Raw genomic sequence first — 20,974 nt, 5'->3', positions numbered from 1 at the left:
AATATGTGGTTCTACAACATTTCCTGTACTTAAATAAATATCTAGTAAAGAAGTATTTTCTAAAGTATTTAATTGTTTTATGCCAAGTACGTTTATATAATTTTGGGCATCTTTCTTAAAATAATTACTTTTACTTAAGTCATGAGTGAAATTGGTTGAGGGGGAAGTGTAGTCAATACTAGAAGCCATTTGTATTACCTGCCTTTCTTATATTTTAATGTAATCTGAAATTAGGATATGAGTCTAGTTATAGGAATGTGAAAGGGCTGCTGCTTTTGGTTTGTAAAAAGATGAAATTGTTAGTTTGTATGCAATAGGATTTGATTAAGAGGAAGTAGTAAAAAATTAGTTTCGTTGCGAAAAAGGGTGCTATTAATTACAATTACTGTAAGTGATAGCGCTTTTTATTATGGAATACAAAGGGAGTTTGGAAAATGAATCATACTATTTTAAAAGAGTTGGAAGTTGAATTAACAAATCACTTTAAACCGTTTTTGAATGCACCTGCAACAATAGAAGAAATTCAATATGCCGAAAGTAAAATGGGAGTTTCGTTTCCAGATGAATTACGTAATCTTTATCTCGCACATAATGGTGAGGATAAATCAGGACCAGGGCTATTTTTTGGTTTGCCATTTCTATCGTTAGATGAAGTTTTGGATGAATGGAGAATGTGGAGAAAAATTGAAAATGATGAGTTTTTTAATTTTGATGCATTTTCAATACCAACAGAATGTATTAAGGAAAGATATGTGAATCACAATTGGATTCCTATTAGTAAAGATTATGGCGGTAACAATATAGGAATAGATGTTGATCCGGATGAAAAGGGGAAAGTGGGACAAGTTATTAATTTTGGCCGAGATGAAGAAGTAAAATATGTAATTGCAAATAGAATTTCAGATTTGTTACTATTTATTTTACAAACGCTAAAAAATAAAAATTTCACCATTCATCAAGAGGAAGACCATTTATATTGGAGTTATGGTACTAACGATAATATACATTTTTTAGACGCTTTATTTAATATTGAATTACCTGTTTTACAGCCTCAATTTATATTTCAATCTGAAAATAATGTTAAAGATTGGTACAATAGTTTAGATGGGAATTGGAGAAATATAGTAGGTCCATCTGAACGTGCAGACAGGTTTATTAGAGCGAAGAAATTATATTTAGGTGGAAAAGGATTAGTAGATATTAGTCCATTACAGATGTGTACGGAAGTGAGAGAACTAATTTTATCTGGAAATGAAATTAAAGATTTAACAGGATTAGAACGAATGCATTCTTTAAAGAAGTTATATTTAGTTAATAATCCAGTTCAAGATTTAACGCCAGTATTACATTTACAGCACTTACAAGAAATGAATATAAAGAATACGAAGATAAATAATCTATCGGCACTTGTAGAAATATCATCAGTAAAAAAATTAGACATTTCACAAACTAGTATACAAGATTTTTCGTTACTACCGCAGTTTCAAAAGTTAGAATCGCTAACTGTACATATTTCAAATCATGAGGAGCTCTATGCAATATCGAAAGTAGATACTTTAAAGCATTTATATATTTTAGGTTTAGAGAATGTTAGTAAATTGGATTTGTTTGTTTTGCAAAATTTAAATAAGTTAATAACAATTGAATTCAAAAATAGCATCATTGCTAATTTATCTTGTTTTCAACACAATGAGTCAATTCAAAATATAAAGTTGACAGATACAAAGGTAAAGGATGGAGCGGCATTAGGGAAAATGAAAGGACTAAAAGAATTAGAATTAAATGGCGCAACAATTGATAACCTTGAAACGATTTGTTGTTCTAAGTCATTAGAAACATTTACAGGATCGTTTGAACAATTTTATATGTTAAAAGACTCATTTGATAGAAAAATAGATTTTTCAAAAATAATAGGAGGAATGAGTGAAGAAGAAAGAGAAATTTGGCATCAGCATGTAATTGATTAGAAAATAATAATATTATGTAAATAAGTTCGTTTGTAGAAGTTGTAATTGTTACTATTCCAGAAAATATTCACCAACACTTTCTGGAATATAAATTAGTTTTAAGCCACTGTTTAACAGTTATTACTGCAATAAAGTGGTTAGGAGAAATAAAATATATGTAACTGAATGTCACATCCCTCCTTAATCGTTCGTCTTGTATGTAGAACGATTAAGGAGGGATTTTATTATGAATTCATTTGATGTAGCAATTATTGGTGGTGGGCTTGCTGGATTAACAGCATCTATATATTTAGCGAAAGCTGGAAGGAAAGTTATTGTATTGGAAAAATCCAGTCGCTTCGGTGGTCGAGGGATGACTATAAATAAAAATGGCATTTGTTTGAATCTTGGTGCACATGCTTTATATAGAGGTGGAGCAGCATTTTTAACCTTTAATGAGCTTGGTTTGAATCTTCCAGGTGGAATACCATCTACAAAAGCGCATGGAATATGGAAAGGGGATGTATTTACTATTCCAACAGATTTTCGCTCTATTTTATCAACTCCACTACTTTCATGGTCTGCCAAAGTACAATTCTCGCGTCTTATGATTCATTTAGGGAATTTAGATGTAGGGGAAGTTCCGAAAATGAGTCTAACTACATGGGCAGAAAAAGAAATAAAAGATCCAATGGTTCGAAATATATTTTATGCGTTATGTAGAACAACAACATATACGTTTGCTCCTACAATACAATTAGCATCATCTGTACTAAAGCAAATACAGCTTTCAATAAAAGAAGGAGTATTTTATGTAGATGGTGGTTGGGAGACGATAATAACAAAATTAAGAGATATAGCGAATAATGTTGGGGTGCAATTTCAGGCTAGTAAGCATGTATTGGAAATAGAAAATTGTGAAGGTATACAAAAAATTCGTTGTTCGGATGATGAAGTATTTAAAGTTAATGCAGTTGTCGTGACGATTCCACCGAAAGAAGCTTGTAAAATAATAAAAGGTGCAGAAGGAACAAGTTTGTATAGATGGAGCGAACAATCGGTACCGGTTACCGTCGCTGCATTAGATATTGGTTTAAGACGCTTAACCAACCCTACACATCAATTTGCATTAGGGTTAGATCAACCTATATTTTTCACGAATCAATCAAGAGCAGCCAAATTAAGTGAAGATGGAGCAATCGTAGTGAGTTTAATTAAGTACCATAATCCTATGCTAGAGATAAATCATTTTCATGATGATCAAGAACAGTTAGAAAATACGATGGAGCTGCTACATCCTAATTGGAAAAGAGAAGTTGTTGCAAAGCAATATTTACCGAAAATAACGGTAGTACATGATTTTCCTCATATTGACCGTGTTGAAAAACCGGGCCCTAATATACCTGAAATGCCAGGTGTTTACGTTGCAGGAGATTGGGCTGGGCATGATGAAATATTAGCTGATGCTGCGGTAGTAAGCGGGAAACGTGTAGCGTTACACATTTTAAAGCAATTAGAAAGCGAGGCAGTTCATCATGGAAACGGAGCAATTATATGAAGCGTATCAACCATTATTATTTTCATTAGCATATAGAATCCTTGGGAGTGTTATGGACGCTGAAGATATCGTTCATGACGTATTTATCGCGCTAAATAATATAGAGGATGTTCAATCTATAGAAAATATGAAAGCATATTTGTGTAAAATGGCGACAAATCGTTCAATTGATAAATTACGTTCGGCAGCGCATAAACGTAATTTATATGTAGGGATGTGGTTACCAGAGCCACTTGTGGAAGAGAGTGATGAGCCAGCAGAGTCATTTGTAATGAAAGAATCAATTTCTACGGCATATTTATTACTTTTACAACAACTGTCTGAGGTAGAAAGGGTTGTTTTCATATTAAGAGAAGTTTTCAGTTATGACTACGAGGAAATCGCTTCAATTGTTGATAAGAGTAGTGTGAATTGCCGGAAGATCTTTCAACGCGCACGAAAAAGTATTTTAGATAAGCCGAAGCAATCAACATTAAGTACGAAGAAATTAGCTGCCTATGTGGAAAAGTTTGTATCATCATTACAGTGTGGGGATGCGCAAGGCATGTTAGAAGTATTAAAAACAGATGCGATATTTAAAGCAGATGGTGGTGGTAAAGTTACAACTGCTATTAATCCAATTTATTCTGCAGATAAAATTATACGTTTGTTCTTTGGAATTGCAAAACGATTGCCAGAAAAGTATAGTGTTGATTTCAAAATAGTAAATGGTGCACCAGGCGTTATAGTTACAATAAATAATAAAGTGACGTATGTACTTTCATTCGCATTTGAGGATGAGAAAATTTCAAACATTTATATGATAGTTAATCCTGAAAAACTTATGCACTTAAATGTAATAGTATAAAAAAGACGCATTTCTTTAGAAGTGCGTCTTTTTTTTATTTTTCTAACATTTCAAGAGGTACATCTTTTTCGCCGGCTACCTCAAATTTAATTTCCCCGTCTTCTTCATAAATACGTGAAATAATCGGTATAGTAATCATTAATTTTTTATGCTGTTTTCGCTTTCTAGCGGCATCTAAGCTAATCACGTTCATTGTAAGCATCCTTTCTTCTAGAAATATATAAACAAAAGAAAATGCGTCCGGAAAGGGCGCTTAATTGAATTTGAAATACCGATTCATTTAAATGGGGTTTATATTATTTAATAACTGCAATTTAATTAAAAATAGTATGAATGGAATAATTGCACGTAGAAATTAACTTTACCAAAAAACGAAACAATATGCTATAAAAAAATTTAAAACTTTGTCATATAACGAGAAAAAGGTTTTCGTTTCGCATATAATGAAAGTAGACGGACAGCAAGAGCTTTTTCATCATATTGCTTTGGAAAGGCGATGAAAAGGATGGATACTGTAGATTCATTATTATCTCAACTTGAACAATATGGAGAAGAGCATGATCGAAATAAAAAAACGCGGGAAGAGAAATTACGGAATATTTCTCGTGAGATGGGGCAATTTTTATCAATTTTAGTAAAAGGGTGTAATGCAAAAAACATTTTAGAAATTGGAACTTCTAATGGTTATTCTACATTGTGGTTAGCTAATGCGGTAGAAGAAACAAATGGAAATGTAACAACTGTAGAGCTTTCTTCAGAACGGGTTGGAGAGGCAATTGTAAACTTTGAAAAGGCGAACCTTGTACAAAGAATTGATGTCCATAATCAAGAAGCAGGGGCGTTTTTAGATTCGCAATTAGATCATTCATTTGATTTTATTTTCCTAGATTCAGAACGTACACAATACATGTGGTGGTGGGAACATATAAAACGTATTTTAGAGCCAAAAGGTTTGCTTGTTATTGATAATGCAACTTCACATACAGAAGAATTAGCGGAGTTTATCAAGATGATTGAAGAAGATGATACGTATGAAACGGCGTTATTAGCTTTTCAAAAGGGAGCATTCGTTGCTCGAAAAAATAAGTAGAAGTGAGCCTGACATAATTATCACATTGAAAGATAACAAATGTCAAAAGATTGAGTGCTGTATGATTTGAAGGAGATTGACCAATTGAATTTCAAATTAGAATGAAGAGGTAATAAATAATGGGATTCGTAAAGAATCCGCCTTCAGCATGTTCCTCTCTAGGTCTTAAGTCTGAGGAAAATAATGAAGAGAACAGGTATACTTATACTATGAAACAGGGAATGACTGCATAAGCAGGTATTTCTTGAAAAATCGATTTCAAGCAAGCAAAATGTGTATGAAATACGATATGTTAGATGAAATATAGTGCATATAAATTCGCACATGTAAATAAAGGAGCGATTTTGTTGACTGAACTCGAGAAAAAAGAACCTGTATCGATTGTGAAAGATAATAATGTAGAAGTAGTAGTGGATACAGTAATAAAAGATGCCGAACTTGAAGAATTAAATAAAGAAGCTGATCTGTATGTACAAAAGTTAAATAGCGAGCAAAATACAGATTTATCAAAAGTATTGTCGCAGCTTGGAGACTTAGGAGATAAAGAGCAACAAGCAGCAGGACAAACGTTATCAGCATTAAAACGTCCTGTAACAGCGATGATGAATGGAAAGAACGAAGAAATTCCAAATACATTGTTAGAATTACGCAAAGTGGTATCAGAGCTTGATCCGAATTCATTAAAAGCAAGTGGTATGAAGAAAATTATGTTTAAAGTATTCAAGAAAAATCCACTTGAAACATACGTGCATAAATATCAATCTATAGATAAGCAAATTGAGGAGATTATAAGATCCCTTCTAATTGGTCGTGACAACTTACAAGAAGATACAGTTGGTCTTGAAATGTTAAAAGAGCAATCGCACGATAAAATTCACGCTCTTGATAAACAAGTATACTTAGGAAGAAAACTTGCAGGCATGCTTGAAGCCGAGAAACAAAATCCAGAACGTCAAAGGGATATTCCGTTAATAAATGATGCATTAGAAAAGATACTTGTACGTACACGTAATATGCAGCAAGCAAAAAGTGTATTATTACAATCTATCGCATCTGTAGACATCATTAAGAAAAATAATGAAAAGCTATCAGAGGCAATTCGTAATGCAATTACGATGACGCAAAACGTTGTAACGGTTTCCGCTGCAATACAGCTTGCATTAACAAATCAACGTAAAACAATTGATGCTGTTAATGCAACAAATGAAGCGATTGAATCAATGGTATTAAGCAATTCACAAGCATTAAAACAAAATACAGAAGAAACAACAAAACTCCTTGAAAATCCTGCAATTAGCATGGATAAATTACGTGAATCATTCCAAAATGTATTTGCCGCTATTGAAGCATCTGAGAAATCGTCAGAACGTATTATTGAGTCTAGTAAGAAATTTGTAATTGAACTAGATACATTTAATGATGAGATGAAGCAGAAACTCATTCAGCGTCCAAGGAAATAACAGACTTTTAGAGGAGGTGAAAAAATGAGTTTCATTCAAGGAGTATTATTACTATTAGGATCATTACTTTTAATCGCATTTACTGTCGTTGTTTTAGTTGTATACTTCGGACGTAAACTTTATTTTTCATGGACGAAACCATATAAGCGAGCGCAAGATTCCATTGAGAAATTATCAAACAAATCAACACCGTTTTTACAAGAATTTACGCAGCACCCACTCTTTTATCGCTGGGTTCGTACAGAAGGGAAAAAAGAACAAAATACTTTAAACACTCTTTTCTGTACTTCAGGACAACGTACGAGAGAGCAAGTTTTCTCAATGTTACCGAAAGAAAAGCAGAAAAAAGTGCATGTGCTGGCAAAAACAACGAAAAAGCTTACGAATGAAGATATTGATATCGCAACAATGAAAGTGAAGGATTTCTTGAGACAAGAATCACAACAAACTGTAAAACCGACAGACTTATCGTTTTATAAATTGTATTTCTATGATCGATATCCAGATGCATTAAATACAATTCAAGCATATAAACGCTCGATTAATCCTTCACTACAAAGAACGGTTGATGAGATTACAATTTCAGTATTAAATGCACTTCCGTATTATCAAGAACAACGTATGTTTGAACAACAACATAAACTTGAAACGTTCTTAATGAAAGATTTAACAGCGATGCTATCGTTGGTAGTACAATTACCACCTTCACAAAGACCAGAGAAGGAAGAAGAACTGAAAATCTACTTGCAAAATTTCCAAAAAGAAATGGAAGTAGTAGAGCGAGATATCCGCGACTCGATTGATCACGATTTAAATGTGAAGATGAGAGCAGCGACTGAGAAGTTTAAGAATAAGTAGGAGAGATTTCCTTGAAAAAGCTAATAAATATAGCTTTTTTGAGGGATCTCTTTTTATTTTGATAAAAATTATAGTTTAATCAGAAATTGCGGAATTAGTTGAAGTATTAATAAGTAAGTAAAAAGCTTTTATTATGACATTATTATTGCTATACTGACAAATGTTGAAAATGTAAGATTCCAAAAGAAAGTGTTTTTATATAAAAATATCCAAAATCATGTATAGATAACTAGTTTGGGTCTTATGAAATACATAAGTAGAGGAGTACATTTAAATAGTGGATACTTTGTTAATGTTTATTGGGATGATTGCTTTAATTGGAGCGATAGTTTTTTTCATTGCTATGTTAGGGACGTTAGTTATAAAGAAATATCGTTCACGCTTGAAAAAATTTGCTATTATTTTTAGTTCATGTTTATCGGTATTTATAGTTTCATTAACCTTAAGTCATATCTTTTATCCAATAACTGTGGAACAACAAGCTGAAATGGATAAAAAGGCGGAAGAAAAGAAGCGATTAGCAGCTAAAAAAGAAGATGAAAAGAAAGCGGAAAAAGAAAAATTAGAAGAAGAAAAAAATGCTGAAAAGGCGAAAAAAGAACAAGAGAAGAAATTAGCAGTTGAGGCAAAGGAAAAAGAAAAAGCTGAAAAAGAAGCAGCCGAAAAAGCAGAGGAAGAAAAAAAGTTTAAACAAAAGGAAGAAACAGATAGATTAAAAGCAGAGGAAGAAAAGAAAAAGGCAGAAGAAGAGCAACACAAGAAAGAAGAGGGAGAAAAGAAAAAAGCAGAAGAAGAGCAACGTAAGCAAGAACAGGAAGTGAAAAAGAAAGCTGAAGCGGAGGCACGCAAGGCAGAAGCACACCAAAAAGTGTTGGAATCAAATTATAGATCAGCATATGCTATTCATAGTAAAAAACTTACAGATTCTTTAAATCAGACGGGTAATCTATTAATTAATAATAAGATTGGGAATGAAGAATGGACGATTAAATTAGCTGCTAGCTTAATCATGTTACAAGATGTAACTGAAAATCCACCAAATGTTCAGGTACCTGATAAATTTAAAGAAGTTAATAGTTTATATATGCAGGCTTTAGAGAAATTTAATCAATCTGCGAAATTAACTCCAGAAGCTTTAGATGAAGGAAACACAAGTAAAATGCAAAAAGCTACGAATTTAATGAATGATGGCGGAGAAATACTTAAAAGTGCTAACACTTTATTAAAAGATATAATTTAATAATAGTTATAATATGAAAAGGAACCGTTCCAAAAGGTATTTTGGGACGGTTTCTTTTATGAATAGGTAGGTTATTATTGTCGTATTTTGCGGTTGGATAGATAGAAAAAATCTGAGGTAAGGTTGGCCTTGTAATTGAGAAAAATTTATATTGAAACATTAATTTAATAGGGAAAATATTTTTAATGAAATTTACTTTCAGTATAACTAATTCATTTCATTACCTCATATGCTTGTTAGTAAAGTGAAACTTTCTTTCATTTGAAGGAAACAATTTATAAGTATAGGAGGATTCAATAATGAAGGTTTTATTTGTTTGTTCTGGAGGAATGTCCAGCGCAATTGTTGTAAACGCTTTAAAAAAAGAGGCGGAGAAAAAGGGTGTAAACATGGAAGTGCATGCAATTGGAACAAGTGAGGTGGAGGAAGAAGTAAAGAATGGTTGGGATGTTGTAATGGTTGCACCTCAAATTAGACATCGATTTGATTCAGTAAAAAAACTTGCAGAAGAGGAGTCTGTTCCTTGCGGTATCATACCGCCGCAAGCATATACACCGCTTGGTGGACCAACATTATTGAAAACTGTAAATGAATTAATTAGTTAGGGGGAAGCGTTATGAATAAGTTTGTCACGTTTCTTGATAAAAACTTATCTGGACCTATGGCAAGGCTTTCTGAACAGAGGCATTTACAAGCGATCCATGATGGAGTTATTTCGGCGTTACCATTTATTATTGTAGGAAGTTTCTTTTTAATAGTAGCATTTCCGCCATTACCGAAAGATAGTTTCATATCCGTTTGGGCATTAAAAAATCAAACAAGTATATTAATACCATATCGTTTAACAATGTTTATTATGTCTTTATATATAGCATTTGGAATAGGTTATAATTTAGCGAAAAGTTATAAGCTAGATGCTTTATCAGGGGCACAGCTTGCAGTATGTTCATTACTATTAACATTAACACCTGAATTAATTGATAAAAAAGGCTTTATGCTTCCGATGACAAATCTCGGAGGTCATGGATTATTCGTGACGATGATTGTTTCTATTTTATCAGTTGAGATTTTAAGATTTTGTAAGAAGAATAACGTAACAATCAAAATGCCAGAGCAAGTACCACCATCAGTATCGCGTTCGTTTGAAGCACTTATACCTGCCGCTTTCGTTATTATTATTATGAGTCTTATTACAGTCGTTTTTAAAGTGGATCTACATTACGTTGTAGATAAATTAGCCGCACCGTTAGTAAAAGCTGGTGATAGTTACTTTGGCGTTATTATACCTGTATTTTTAATTACGTTTTTCTGGTCTTTCGGAATACATGGTGTGTCAGTTGTAGGTACTGTGGCGAGACCGCTTTGGGATGTATATTTAGGAAAGAATGGTGAAGCTGTAGCGAGTGGTGCGAGTCATTTTCCATTCATTGCACCAGAGCCGTTTTATCAATGGTTTATTTGGATTGGTGGCTCAGGAGCAACGTTAGGACTTGTGTTAGCGATGATCGTATTTGGGCGATCAAAATATTCGAAAGCGTTATCAAGAACTTGTATTGTACCTGGGATTTTTAATATTAATGAACCAGTTATATTCGGTTTGCCGATTGTATTGAATCCAATTTTAATTATTCCTTTCGTTATTACACCATTAGTAACCGCTACTATAGCGTATGCTGCAACTGCAATGGGATTTGTAACACCAACTCATATAATGCCGCCATGGACATTACCGGCCCCAATTGGTGCGTATTTAGCTACTGGAGGAGATTGGCGTGCAATTGTATTAGTTTTTATTAATATAGCAATATCATTCCTTATTTACTTACCATTCTTTAAAATGTACGACAAAAACATGCTTGAAATTGAGAAAAATGGTGATGGGGAATCTATTAATCCGTAAGTTTTATATTTTATTTTTGAGTGATAGGCATTTTGTCTATCACTTCTTTCACATTAAGTCCAGAGAGGGTGAAATGGAATAAATATAAAATTTAGTTATAAAGGTGTATTTTTATTGTTATTTGGAGTGATATGCGCGAATTTACTTTTCGTACCTTTATTAAGAATGCTAAATCTATCACAAATGCATAGTATATGGCTCGTTACAAGCATTGCGGCAAGTATTTTGCTTACAGTAGTTGTTTCTTTCATTGATGGATCGTTTGCATCGAAAGCTCAGTTGTGTTTTAGATTTATATTATTTTCGATTGGTTGTACGTTTGTAACTTACATGATTGTTTTTTAGTAAATAGGAGGTCATGCATGTTATGTATATTGTAGGGATAATGTCTGGTACATCGTTAGACGGAATAGATGTAGCGCTCGTTTATATAGAAGGAAGCGGTGTAGATTCTAAAATCGAACTCATCCATTTTACTACAGTTCCATTTTGTCATGATATAAAAAATGAAATACAACAATCCTTATCAATAGAAAATTCAAATGTTCAACTCATATGCAGTTTGAATTTTAAGCTCGGTTTATGTTTTGCCAATGCTGTAAAGGAAGTTTGTAAAGAGGTCAATCTTTCTTTGAAACAATTAGATTTAATAGGTTCTCATGGACAAACGATTTATCATCAACCAAAGCAAGATGGTAATATGATACCTTCCACATTGCAAATTGGGGAACCAGCAGTAATAGCATACGAAACGAACACGACGGTTATCTCAAATTTCCGAACGATGGACATGGCAGCAGGAGGACAAGGTGCACCACTTGTGCCATATTCAGAAGTCATTTTGTATCGTCATCCAACTAAAAATAGACTACTACAAAATATTGGTGGGATTGGAAATGTTACAGTAATACCAAGTCACTTAAGTGATAAGAGCGTTATAGCTTTTGATACTGGTCCAGGGAATATGGTAATTGATGAAGTATGTCAAAGGTTATTTCAGTTGCTATATGATCAAAATGGTAGGATTGCAAAACAGGGAGTAGTTGTAGATGAAATTTTGACTTATTGTATGAACCATCCATTTTTGAAAATGAATCCACCGAAATCAACTGGTAGAGAACAGTTTGGTGAAGAATTTGTAAGTGAATTATTGAAGCGGTATGAAAAGCATAGTAAAGAAAATATATTGACGACTGTCACGATGTTTACAGCAAGTTCAATTGTTCATCATTATAAGGAGTTTATTCTGCCGTATTATGAAATCGATGAGGTGATTTTAGGTGGTGGGGGAAGTTATAATGATACACTTGTTGAAATGGTACGAAATGGATTGAAAGAAGAAAAATGCGCAATATTTATTCAAGAAGATTTAGGCTATTCTTCCGCAGCGAAAGAAGCTGTCGCATTTGCGATTTTAGCAAATGAAACGTATCATCGTAATCCGAGTAATGTGCCAAGCGCAACAGGTGCAAAGCAATCTGTAGTTTTAGGGAATATAACATTCCCTCCAATATGAAGAAAATGAGGCGAACATATATGAAGTATATGATTGGAGTAGATGGTGGGGGAACGAAGACAGAAGCAATTGCATTTGATCAAGACGGAAACGAAGTTGTAAGAGGTACGAGTGGGTTTGGAAACATATTAATAGATTATGAAAAAGCAGTTTCGCATATTATGGAGGCGATCGATCAATGCAAGAAAGCTTTAATAGATGGGCACTGCGTTTGTATTTGTTTAGGATTAGCGGGTATAAGTGGAGCGAATACAAATGAATTAACACTACGTCTAAAAAATAAGTACGGAACACAAATTGAAGTTTTTAATGACGCAATGATTGCACATGCAGCTGCTTTAAAAGGGAAAGATGGAATTTTAACAATTGGCGGTACAGGCGCGATTTGTCTTGGAAAGAAAGATGAAGTGTACGAGTATAGCGGTGGATGGGGACATATTTTAGGAGATGAAGGAAGCGGATATTGGATTGCGTTACAGGGTTTAAAGAGAATGGTAAATCAATTTGATCAAGGAGTTGCACTTTGCCCATTAAGCTTAAGTATTCAAGACGAGTTTCAACTTTTGACATCGTCACACATAAAAAGACTAGTATATAGTTTTTCAAAAAATAAAGTTGCAGCAATCGCACCAAAAGTTATTCAGGAAGCAAGAAATGGGAATGTTGCTGCACATGAAATTATGATGCAAGCTGGAAGAGAATTAGCAAGGATTACAGTAAATGTTTATAACAAGCTGGAATTTAAACACCTAACTCCAATTGCAGTAAGTGGCAGTATATTACGTTTAGTACCTGAAATATATGCTGTATTTAAGAAATGCTGTGAAGAAAGTATTAAAGAAATTACATTTGTATCACAATCAGAAATGGCAGTGAAAGGAACATATTATTTAATGAGGGCTATATATTTAAAAAAATAGCTGTATGAGAATTTTTGTATGATTTGTAAATATGTGATGTTAAAATATATAAAAGGGATGTAAAGCAAGAAAAGTACAATATACATAGTCATTGAATATTGTATAAGTACTCCCATGTAGAAAGTGAATGATTACATGATTAATAGTATGCAATTTTTGTATTTGGTGGCTTCTTATTTATTTGGAAACATATTGACCGCTTATATAGTAACGAAATGGAGACATAACGTTGATATTCGGAATGAAGGAAGCGGGAATCCTGGCGCAAGAAATATGGGGCGCGTATATGGAAAAGGGTATTTCGTCGCTACATTTTTAGGTGATGCGATCAAGGGGGCAATCGTAGTTTCTATTGCAAAATACCTTTTTGAAGATTCTACATTTGTAATGTTAGCTTTACTGGCTGTTATACTTGGACATATTTACCCGATTTTATTTAAAGGCAAGGGCGGAAAAGGTATTTCAACATTTATTGGAGGGTTAATCGCTTTTGATTATTTGATAGCGCTTACTCTTATTGCTGTTTTCATTATATTTTATTTAATCTTTAAAGGATTTACTAAGCCAGGATTAATTACAATCGCTTGTTTACCAATTTGTATGATTTTGTATTCTTACTCTATTGTTACGACTATTTTAAGTGCTCTTATAATTGTACTTATTTTATATGTAAATCGAGAATGAAATGAGCTTTTAATAAGTGGAGTTAATCTCCACTTATAATTTTTATTAAGTAGATAGTGAGGATAAGTAGAGAGATAAAGGGGATAGGACATGGGGTTAATTTATAAAGTTGCTGATCAAGATTGGGAATTTGAAAGTATACATAAATTGAACTATAAAACATTTGTAGAAGAGATTCCGCAACATGAAGAAACGAAAGAACGTTTTCGTATAGATCGTTTTCATGAAGAAAATACATATTTAATTTGTTTAGATGAGGATAAGTTAGTGGGTATGGTTGCGTTGCGAGGAAAACGACCATTCTCATTAGATCATAAAATTTCAAATTTAGGTTTTTACTTGCAAGAACATGGAGAAAACGTATATGAAATTCGTTTACTTTCAGTAGAACGTGAATATCGAAATGGAAGAGCGTTGTTAGGTTTAATTCGCTTTTTACATCGTTATTTGCTTCTAAATGGATATGAATTGGCACTCATTTCTGCCACAACACGTGAACTCCCTTTATATGAACAAATGGGGTTCAAATCTTTCCATACGTTAGTTGGCACAGAAGAAGCAGCCTTCCAGCCTATGTATGTAACACCTGCTATGTTTGAAGAATCGAGTGTTGGAAGTATTATGACGAAAAAATACACGTTTTTACCTGGTCCAGTAGACATTGAAGACAATGTTCGAAAGGCATTTTCTACCCGGCCTATTTCGCATCGATCTAAGTCATTTCATGTGACGATGGATAATGTGAAAAAACGGTTACTTCAAATGACAAAAGCAAAACGTGTACAAATAATGTTAGGAACAGGGACATTAGCAAATGATGCGATTGCTTTACAATTACGTTCTTTAAAAGGGAAAGGACTAGTATTAACAAATGGGGAATTTGGTAATAGATTAGTTGGGCATGCAACACGCGCACAGTTACATTTTGATACGTATAAAAAAGAAATGGGAGAGCCGTTTATTTATACCGAATTAGAAGAAATAATGACAACTGGAAATTATGAATGGCTTTGGTTTGTTCATCATGAAACATCAACTGGAATGTTAAACGATTTAGACGAGCTAAATACTCTTTGTAACAAGTACCAAATGAAACTATGTGTAGATTGCATTAGCTCAATTGGAGCAATTTCGTTAGATTTGAATGATGTGTATTTTGCTAGTGGTGTTAGCGGTAAAGCGATTAAATCGTATACAGGAATTTCTTTCGTTTTTCATAACCACATTGTAAAAATAAACGAGGCTGTGCCTGCCTATATGGACATTGGCATGTATGAAAAAAATGAAAGCATTCCATACTCACAATCATGGAATTTAATTTATGCATTGCAAGAAGCTTTGAAGAGATTTGAAGATGAAACGGCATTTGTAAAAATAAAAGAGACATATGATTATGTTGAAGAAGCTATTACTGGTATGGGTTTAAAGTTTGTTTCACCTAAAGAACATGCTGCATCAATTATACTTACCATTCAATTAAATAAAGGTCTTTCTTCTAAAGCAGTAGGTGATGCGTTAGCATTACAAGGATATATTGTTCATTATGAGTCATCTTATTTACAAACAAATAATTGGATCCAAATTGCATGTTTAAATCATTATAAAGGACGTGATATGAAGAGGATGTTAAATTGTTTGCAAATGTGTATATTACAGAATGGGGTACATATATAAAAACTTTTTCTTACCATAGATGGCTTCGTATAAAGGAGCTACTGCATACGAAAACTTAGAATAGATCATTGGAAGAGGTGTTATTATGATAACTAAAAAACTACCATTACATATAGACGATATTAAAAAAGCTCAAAATATTCTAGATAGAAATGCTCGTAAAACCCCATTAGTAAAATCTTTTTATTTGACTAGTAAAACGGGCGGAGAAATTCACTTGAAATTAGAAAATATGCAATTAACAGGTTCTTTTAAATTCCGTGGCGCATTTAATAAAATGTCGCAGCTCACGGATCAAGAAAAAGAACGAGGCGTAATTGCATGTTCAGCAGGTAATCATGCGCAAGGAGTTGCATTATCTGCACATTTACTTGGTATTAAGAGTAAAATTGTTATGCCAATTTCTGCACCACAGGCGAAAGTTGAAGCAACTAAAGGATATGGATCTGAAGTGATTTTACATGGTGAAACTTTTGATGATGCAAAGGCAAAATGTGAGGAGATTACAAGGGAAACAGGTGAAACATACTTACATCCATATGATGATGTAGAGGTAATGGCTGGTCAAGGTACAATTGGATTAGACATTCTGGATGATATGTGGGATGTTGATACTGTTATTGTACCAATCGGTGGAGGCGGAATTATTTCTGGTATTGCTGTTGCATTAAAATCTTTTAATCCATCCATTAATATAATTGGTGTCCAAGCAGACAATGTACATGGGATGAAGGCATCTTATGACAAAGGTACAATTGTAGAACATTATGAGGCACCTACTATAGCAGATGGTTGCGCAGTTAAAATACCTGGGAATTTAACTTTTGAAGTTGTAAAAGAATTAGTAGATGATATTGTAACAGTATCAGAAAAAGAGCTGGAAGTAGCGATGAAAGATTTATTACAACGTGGAAAAGCTGTTGTAGAAGGTGCGGGTGCATTAGCTACTGCTGCTCTACTGGCAGGGAAAGTTGATCAATATATTAAAGGGAAAAAAGTAGTAGCGGTAATATCTGGTGGGAACGTAGACTTACAGCGTATTTCGAGTGTTTGTGAGCAATTTTTTGTAGCTAATGAAGTAAAATAGTATTTTAAAAACATTAATTTTATGAAAGAAGAGCTAAGAGAGATTATCTTAGCTCTTACTTTTTGTCTACTGTTTACTGTAAGTAAAAATACACTTGTATTATTTGCTGTTTAATGAATTGTTTTATTTAATCGTCTATTTTTACGCATATCTTGTAATGTTACAATAATTATTTCAATATTGTCGAAACGTAAGCAGAAATTTAATATAATAGTTTTAATGTGCTAATGAGCGGTTAGGAGGGTAGGTCATGAATAAAGAAGAACAGGTCATTAACGGTTTAAGGGAATTATATAATAAGATGGTTTGGCTTAATAAAGATAAGATGGAAGAAGGTCTTAAGGATTTTAAGTCTTCGGAAGTCCACTGCATTGAATATATTGAAAATAATGCGGATTCTAATGTGACACAACTTGCGGAGGCTTTTTATGTGACTCGCGGTGCTATAAGTAGAATGACTAAGAAGCTCATAAAAAAAGGTCTTATTGAAAGCTACCAAAAGTCGGAAAACAAGAAAGAAATTTATTTTAGGCTTACCGAACAAGGGAAAGAAATTTATAAAATCCATGAAGACTTGCACAAAGAGTTTCAAGAGCGGGATAAAGCCGTATTTGAGCAAGTAACTGAGGAAGAATTCGATAGTATAATTAGCTTCGTGGAAAAATATAGTAGGCATTTGGATGCAGAAATAAAGAAACAAGGTATACATATTAAGTCGTAATAAAGTGAAACTTTAATCAGTGTGGGGGCTTCAGTCTCCACTGATTATCAGCCATCACCAATCAGGCTTTTACTGACCGTTAGTTAATGCGGGATAAATTTAAATAATAAAAAGGTAGCCCATTCTCATTAGAGTAAGGCTACCTTTTTATTATTTCATTTTTGTTGAATAATCAACAAAACGGAGTTATCATTTTGTTGACTAATCAACAAAACGGAGTTATCATTTTGTTGACAAAGCAACAAAGTGTTTTAAGGAGAGAAGTTATATGTCTATATTTAGATCACAAAATGAAAGGGAAACTGAAAAAAACATAGATAAACATGCTTTAATATTCGGACTTATTTCTGTATTTCTTTGTGGTATAGGTTTCAGTATCATCATGCCTGTAGTCCCATTCTTAGTACAGCCATATACAAGTAATCCGGAAGAACAAGCGTTAGTTGTTACACTACTAACTTCCGTATATGCGGCCTGCGTATTTTTAGTTGCCCCCGTACTCGGAGCTTTGAGCGATAAGTATGGTCGTCGCCCATTACTTTTAATATGCCTTTTCGGTTCTGCAGTTGGGTACTTAGTTTTTGGTATAGGAGGAGCTTTATGGGTACTATTTGCTGGACGCATAATAGAAGGAATAACAGGCGGGAGCATAAGTACTATCTTCGCATATTTTGCAGACATCATTCCTCCAGAACAGAGAACGAAATACTTTGGATGGGTGAGTGCAGTTGTAGGTGCGGGAACTATCATTGGCCCAACACTTGGGGGATTACTTGCCAAGTTTGGTGATACTGTACCTATGTATTTTGGAGCAATCATAACTTTATTAAATGTTGTTTATGGGATCAAATACATGCCTGAGAGCCTTGACAGAAATAATAGGTTGAAAGAGATTACTTTTGTAAGGTTGAATCCTTTTGCACAGCTTGCAAACATACTTTCCATGAAAAACTTAAAATGGTTACTTGTCTCAGCATTTTTACTTTGGATACCTAACGGATCTTTACAAGCAATTTTCACACAATTTACGATGGATACTTTTAGTTGGAAGCCTGCACTAATCGGACTTATGTTTTCGATTATGGGCTTTCAAGACATCATTTCAAAAGCTTTTATAATGCCAAAGCTTTTGATCAAGCTTAGTGATAAACAAATAGCAATTCTTGGGATGGTCTCGGAGATTATAGGATACAGTTTTATTGCGGCATCAGCGTTGTTTTCACTCTATCCACTACTTATCGTTGGAATGCTAATGTTTGGTTTTGGGGATTCAATTTTCGGGCCTGCATTCAATGGGATTCTCTCAAAGTCTGTCGATTCTAGTGAACAAGGAAGGATTCAAGGTGGTAGCCAATCTATTCAAGCTTTAGCAAGAATGGTTGGCCCTATAATTGGAGGGAAAATCTATGTATCACTTGGTCATGCCGCACCTGCTTTTATGGGTATGATTCTTATAGCAGCTGCAATAGCGGTGTTGTATAGAGGTACGCATATAACTACGTAAACTACTTCTGGATTCTGTTGCTGAAAGCGTTTCGGACTCCACTGAATAACAGATGTATATAAGAATAAAAATAGGATGTCAGAACTTATGAGCAAGTTCTGACATCCTATTTGTCTCTAGTTTGAGAGCTAAGAGAACTTTTTTGCTTTCGAAAGGATGTATCCTGTAAAAGCATGGTGAAGAATAATATTCAGTGGGGGGCACAGAGTTCGCATTAATTAAAGTTCACTTTATTTGAAACTAGAAAAGTTAGGTAAATGGATAGATAGTTTAATTATGCTTGTGCTGAAGTAAATAATGACTCCATTTTTACTTTGCTCTTCTCTCGAATTTCAGCATCAGCATGTCGCATAACATATTTATGTGCGATAGCGATTGCTAAAACATCATCTAACAAGCCAATCCCGATAATAGCAGCTATATCTGGAATGAAATCAATTGTTAATACGTAATAGGATAAAGCGGCTAATATTATGAGTTTCGCTTTAGTAGGTAACGCTTTCTTTTTCATTGTGTAGAATAAAATAATACTTTCATATACGCTGGATTTACCGAGGTTTACAGAGCTTTTTTTGAACTTTTTCCAAAGTGTCTGTTTCTCCATATAAACACTCCTTTTACAAAACATAGATTTTTTAAAAGGATGGACAAAGAAGTGAGAGATTAATCAATTTTATTGTTTTTCTTATTGTATATTTCCATAAAAATAGGAAATTACCTGTTCAAAATAATATAATGTTTGTTTTGCAACGACTCACAGTGTCCCGTTACATAGTGTGTATTGTAAAATGTATGTGGATGATTTAGTTATTAGTATGCATTTTATAAGCGGTATGGGGGAAGAAAAATGAAGATAAAAGAACTACCAATTGAATTTGAATTTAACGGGGGAAAACAATGTATTTATCCGAGCTTAATTATAGTAAATAATGAATTAACTTTAGTAGATACAGGTTATACAAACTTTGTACATTTAATCGAAGGAGCAATATTAAAACTTGGATATGAGATGGAAAGCTTAAAAAATATAATAATTACTCACTATGATGACGATCATATAGGATCTTTATACGATTTAAAAGTGAAATATCCTCAAATTAATATTATTGCGAGTGAAATTGAATCTAACTATATTAGTGGTGATATAAAATCAGAGAGGTTGGTTCAAGCTGAAGAAATGCTAGAACATATGCCAAATGAAGAAAAGGCATTTGGTGAATGGTTTATACAGCAGTTAAAAAATATAAGACATATTTCCGTCGATGAAAAAGTACATGATGGCCAAATGATTTTGAATAATGAATGTCAAATAGTAGCAACGCCAGGACATACTTCGGGGCATATTTCATTATATTTTCCGAATTTAGATTGTGTAATTACGGGAGATGCAGCGGTTCAAGAGAATCAAGAATTAGTTATAGCTAATCGGAAGTTTTGTTTAGATATAGAAAGGGCGGAACAGTCTTTAAAGAAGATTAAATCTCTTAAAGCAGAAAGGTATTATTGCTATCATGGAGGAAAACTTACTATAAAATAATTAAAAAACTAGCTTTCCTCTATTGGAAAGCTAGTTTTTAATTCATAGATTCTGCAACTTGAATCAAATCGTTAACAGTGTATCTTCTTTTTATATGCAGTTTATTGCCAATGGCGATTTTATATTGAAAACCATCTTTCTGAAAGATAAGCTCATATGCTAAATCAAAATGAGGATTATATATTGCTGTTATATTATGTTTAAATTGTAGAACTTAGTTCCCTTATGTACATATTGATCTAATTTATGTTGAACTGGAGAAACAGTGATTTTTAAAATCCCATTAATATCTTCATTGTAGTATCGTAGTTCTAAGTAATCGTTATAGATGTACCCTTGAAATTCGTGAATTTCGAACGGGAATTTTTTAGGTGTAAGTATATGCTGTTTACATTTCAATTCATATTCTCTTACAATAGTAGCTTCTTTCAT

The 20,974-nt window shown here is 33.4% G+C and carries 20 protein-coding genes and 2 pseudogenes; 18 read left to right on the top strand and 4 right to left on the bottom strand.

Going from position 1 to position 20,974, the window contains the following annotated elements:
- Positions 1–189: pseudogene (locus CDB3_RS12040) on the bottom strand (cupin domain-containing protein); the annotation flags it as partial.
- A 245-nt stretch (positions 190–434) separates the two neighbouring features.
- On the opposite strand from CDB3_RS12040, the gene CDB3_RS12035 reads away from it, so the two are divergent.
- The 3 genes from CDB3_RS12035 to CDB3_RS12025 all read left to right on the top strand — a co-directional run bounded on the left by CDB3_RS12035 (position 435) and on the right by CDB3_RS12025 (position 4,351).
- Positions 435–1,967 (top strand): SMI1/KNR4 family protein, encoded by a 1,533-nt coding sequence (locus CDB3_RS12035; protein ID WP_128854653.1) that lies wholly within the window; start codon positions 435–437, stop codon positions 1,965–1,967.
- Positions 1,968–2,193: 226 nt separating this feature from the next.
- Complete coding sequence (locus tag CDB3_RS12030; protein ID WP_128854652.1) at positions 2,194–3,504, top strand: phytoene desaturase family protein; 1,311 nt, start codon at positions 2,194–2,196, stop codon at positions 3,502–3,504.
- Positions 3,482–4,351 carry a sigma-70 family RNA polymerase sigma factor gene (locus CDB3_RS12025; RefSeq protein ID WP_128854651.1) on the top strand — a complete coding sequence of 290 codons (870 nt, stop codon included), beginning with the start codon at positions 3,482–3,484 and terminating at the stop codon, positions 4,349–4,351. Before CDB3_RS12030 ends, CDB3_RS12025 begins: the two co-directional genes overlap by 23 nt.
- 34 nt (positions 4,352–4,385) lie before the next feature.
- On the opposite strand, the gene CDB3_RS31655 is transcribed toward CDB3_RS12025, so the two are convergent.
- Complete coding sequence (locus tag CDB3_RS31655) at positions 4,386–4,544, bottom strand: hypothetical protein (protein WP_001100983.1); 159 nt, start codon at positions 4,542–4,544, stop codon at positions 4,386–4,388.
- 303 nt (positions 4,545–4,847) lie between these two features.
- Here CDB3_RS31655 and CDB3_RS12020 point away from each other — a divergent pair, with 303 nt between their 5' ends.
- The 14 genes from CDB3_RS12020 (at position 4,848) to CDB3_RS11955 (ending at position 19,005) form a co-directional block, all read left to right on the top strand.
- On the top strand, positions 4,848–5,441 hold the full coding sequence (locus tag CDB3_RS12020; protein ID WP_097808878.1) for an O-methyltransferase: 594 nt from the start codon (positions 4,848–4,850) through the stop codon (positions 5,439–5,441).
- A gap of 347 nt (positions 5,442–5,788) precedes the next feature.
- On the top strand, positions 5,789–6,901 hold the full coding sequence (locus CDB3_RS12015) for a toxic anion resistance protein (RefSeq protein WP_071745911.1): 1,113 nt from the start codon (positions 5,789–5,791) through the stop codon (positions 6,899–6,901).
- Positions 6,902–6,925: 24 nt separating this feature from the next.
- On the top strand, positions 6,926–7,759 hold the full coding sequence (locus CDB3_RS12010; protein WP_128854650.1) for a DUF3974 domain-containing protein: 834 nt from the start codon (positions 6,926–6,928) through the stop codon (positions 7,757–7,759).
- Positions 7,760–8,036: 277 nt separating this feature from the next.
- Positions 8,037–8,999: a hypothetical protein gene (locus CDB3_RS12005; RefSeq protein WP_256869769.1), complete on the top strand. Its 963-nt coding sequence runs from the start codon at positions 8,037–8,039 to the stop codon at positions 8,997–8,999.
- A 299-nt stretch (positions 9,000–9,298) separates the two neighbouring features.
- Positions 9,299–9,604, top strand: coding sequence for a PTS sugar transporter subunit IIB (locus CDB3_RS12000; RefSeq protein ID WP_088233306.1), 306 nt, complete (start codon positions 9,299–9,301; stop codon positions 9,602–9,604).
- A gap of 11 nt (positions 9,605–9,615) precedes the next feature.
- Entirely contained in the window at positions 9,616–10,899 is a 1,284-nt protein-coding gene (locus CDB3_RS11995; RefSeq protein ID WP_128854649.1) for a PTS sugar transporter subunit IIC, read from the top strand.
- A gap of 78 nt (positions 10,900–10,977) precedes the next feature.
- The gene (locus CDB3_RS11990) at positions 10,978–11,244 is read left to right on the top strand and encodes a hypothetical protein (protein WP_128854648.1); all 267 of its coding nucleotides are present in this window, start codon (positions 10,978–10,980) and stop codon (positions 11,242–11,244) included.
- A gap of 22 nt (positions 11,245–11,266) precedes the next feature.
- The gene (gene anmK / locus CDB3_RS11985) at positions 11,267–12,415 is read left to right on the top strand and encodes an anhydro-N-acetylmuramic acid kinase AnmK (RefSeq protein ID WP_128854647.1); all 1,149 of its coding nucleotides are present in this window, start codon (positions 11,267–11,269) and stop codon (positions 12,413–12,415) included.
- Between the two features lie 20 nt (positions 12,416–12,435).
- Positions 12,436–13,335 (top strand): BadF/BadG/BcrA/BcrD ATPase family protein, encoded by a 900-nt coding sequence (locus tag CDB3_RS11980; protein ID WP_128854646.1) that lies wholly within the window; start codon positions 12,436–12,438, stop codon positions 13,333–13,335.
- 135 nt (positions 13,336–13,470) lie between these two features.
- Complete coding sequence (gene plsY, locus CDB3_RS11975; protein ID WP_128854645.1) at positions 13,471–14,019, top strand: glycerol-3-phosphate 1-O-acyltransferase PlsY; 549 nt, start codon at positions 13,471–13,473, stop codon at positions 14,017–14,019.
- A gap of 90 nt (positions 14,020–14,109) precedes the next feature.
- Entirely contained in the window at positions 14,110–15,693 is a 1,584-nt protein-coding gene (locus CDB3_RS11970) for an aminotransferase class V-fold PLP-dependent enzyme (protein WP_128854644.1), read from the top strand.
- Positions 15,694–15,778: 85 nt separating this feature from the next.
- Complete coding sequence (tdcB, locus tag CDB3_RS11965) at positions 15,779–16,780, top strand: bifunctional threonine ammonia-lyase/L-serine ammonia-lyase TdcB (RefSeq protein ID WP_071745921.1); 1,002 nt, start codon at positions 15,779–15,781, stop codon at positions 16,778–16,780.
- Positions 16,781–17,030: 250 nt separating this feature from the next.
- Positions 17,031–17,501, top strand: coding sequence for a MarR family transcriptional regulator (locus CDB3_RS11960; protein WP_128854643.1), 471 nt, complete (start codon positions 17,031–17,033; stop codon positions 17,499–17,501).
- A gap of 268 nt (positions 17,502–17,769) precedes the next feature.
- Positions 17,770–19,005: an MFS transporter gene (locus tag CDB3_RS11955; RefSeq protein ID WP_128854642.1), complete on the top strand. Its 1,236-nt coding sequence runs from the start codon at positions 17,770–17,772 to the stop codon at positions 19,003–19,005.
- Between the two features lie 274 nt (positions 19,006–19,279).
- Here CDB3_RS11955 and CDB3_RS11950 read toward each other — a convergent pair whose 3' ends face one another.
- Entirely contained in the window at positions 19,280–19,609 is a 330-nt protein-coding gene (locus CDB3_RS11950) for a YkvA family protein (RefSeq protein WP_128854641.1), read from the bottom strand.
- Positions 19,610–19,852: 243 nt separating this feature from the next.
- Between CDB3_RS11950 and CDB3_RS11945 the strand changes: the two genes are divergently transcribed.
- On the top strand, positions 19,853–20,542 hold the full coding sequence (locus CDB3_RS11945) for an MBL fold metallo-hydrolase (RefSeq protein WP_128854640.1): 690 nt from the start codon (positions 19,853–19,855) through the stop codon (positions 20,540–20,542).
- 37 nt (positions 20,543–20,579) lie between these two features.
- On the opposite strand, the pseudogene CDB3_RS32310 reads toward CDB3_RS11945, so the two are convergent.
- A pseudogene (locus CDB3_RS32310) lies at positions 20,580–20,974 on the bottom strand (hypothetical protein); the annotation flags it as partial.

Origin of the sequence: Bacillus sp. CDB3, assembly GCF_002081505.1 — a bacterium.
Classification (GTDB): domain Bacteria; phylum Bacillota; class Bacilli; order Bacillales; family Bacillaceae_G; genus Bacillus_A; species Bacillus_A cereus_AT.
Note: the sequence above shows the minus strand (reverse complement) of the source record. Positions and strands in the feature narration are given on the sequence as shown.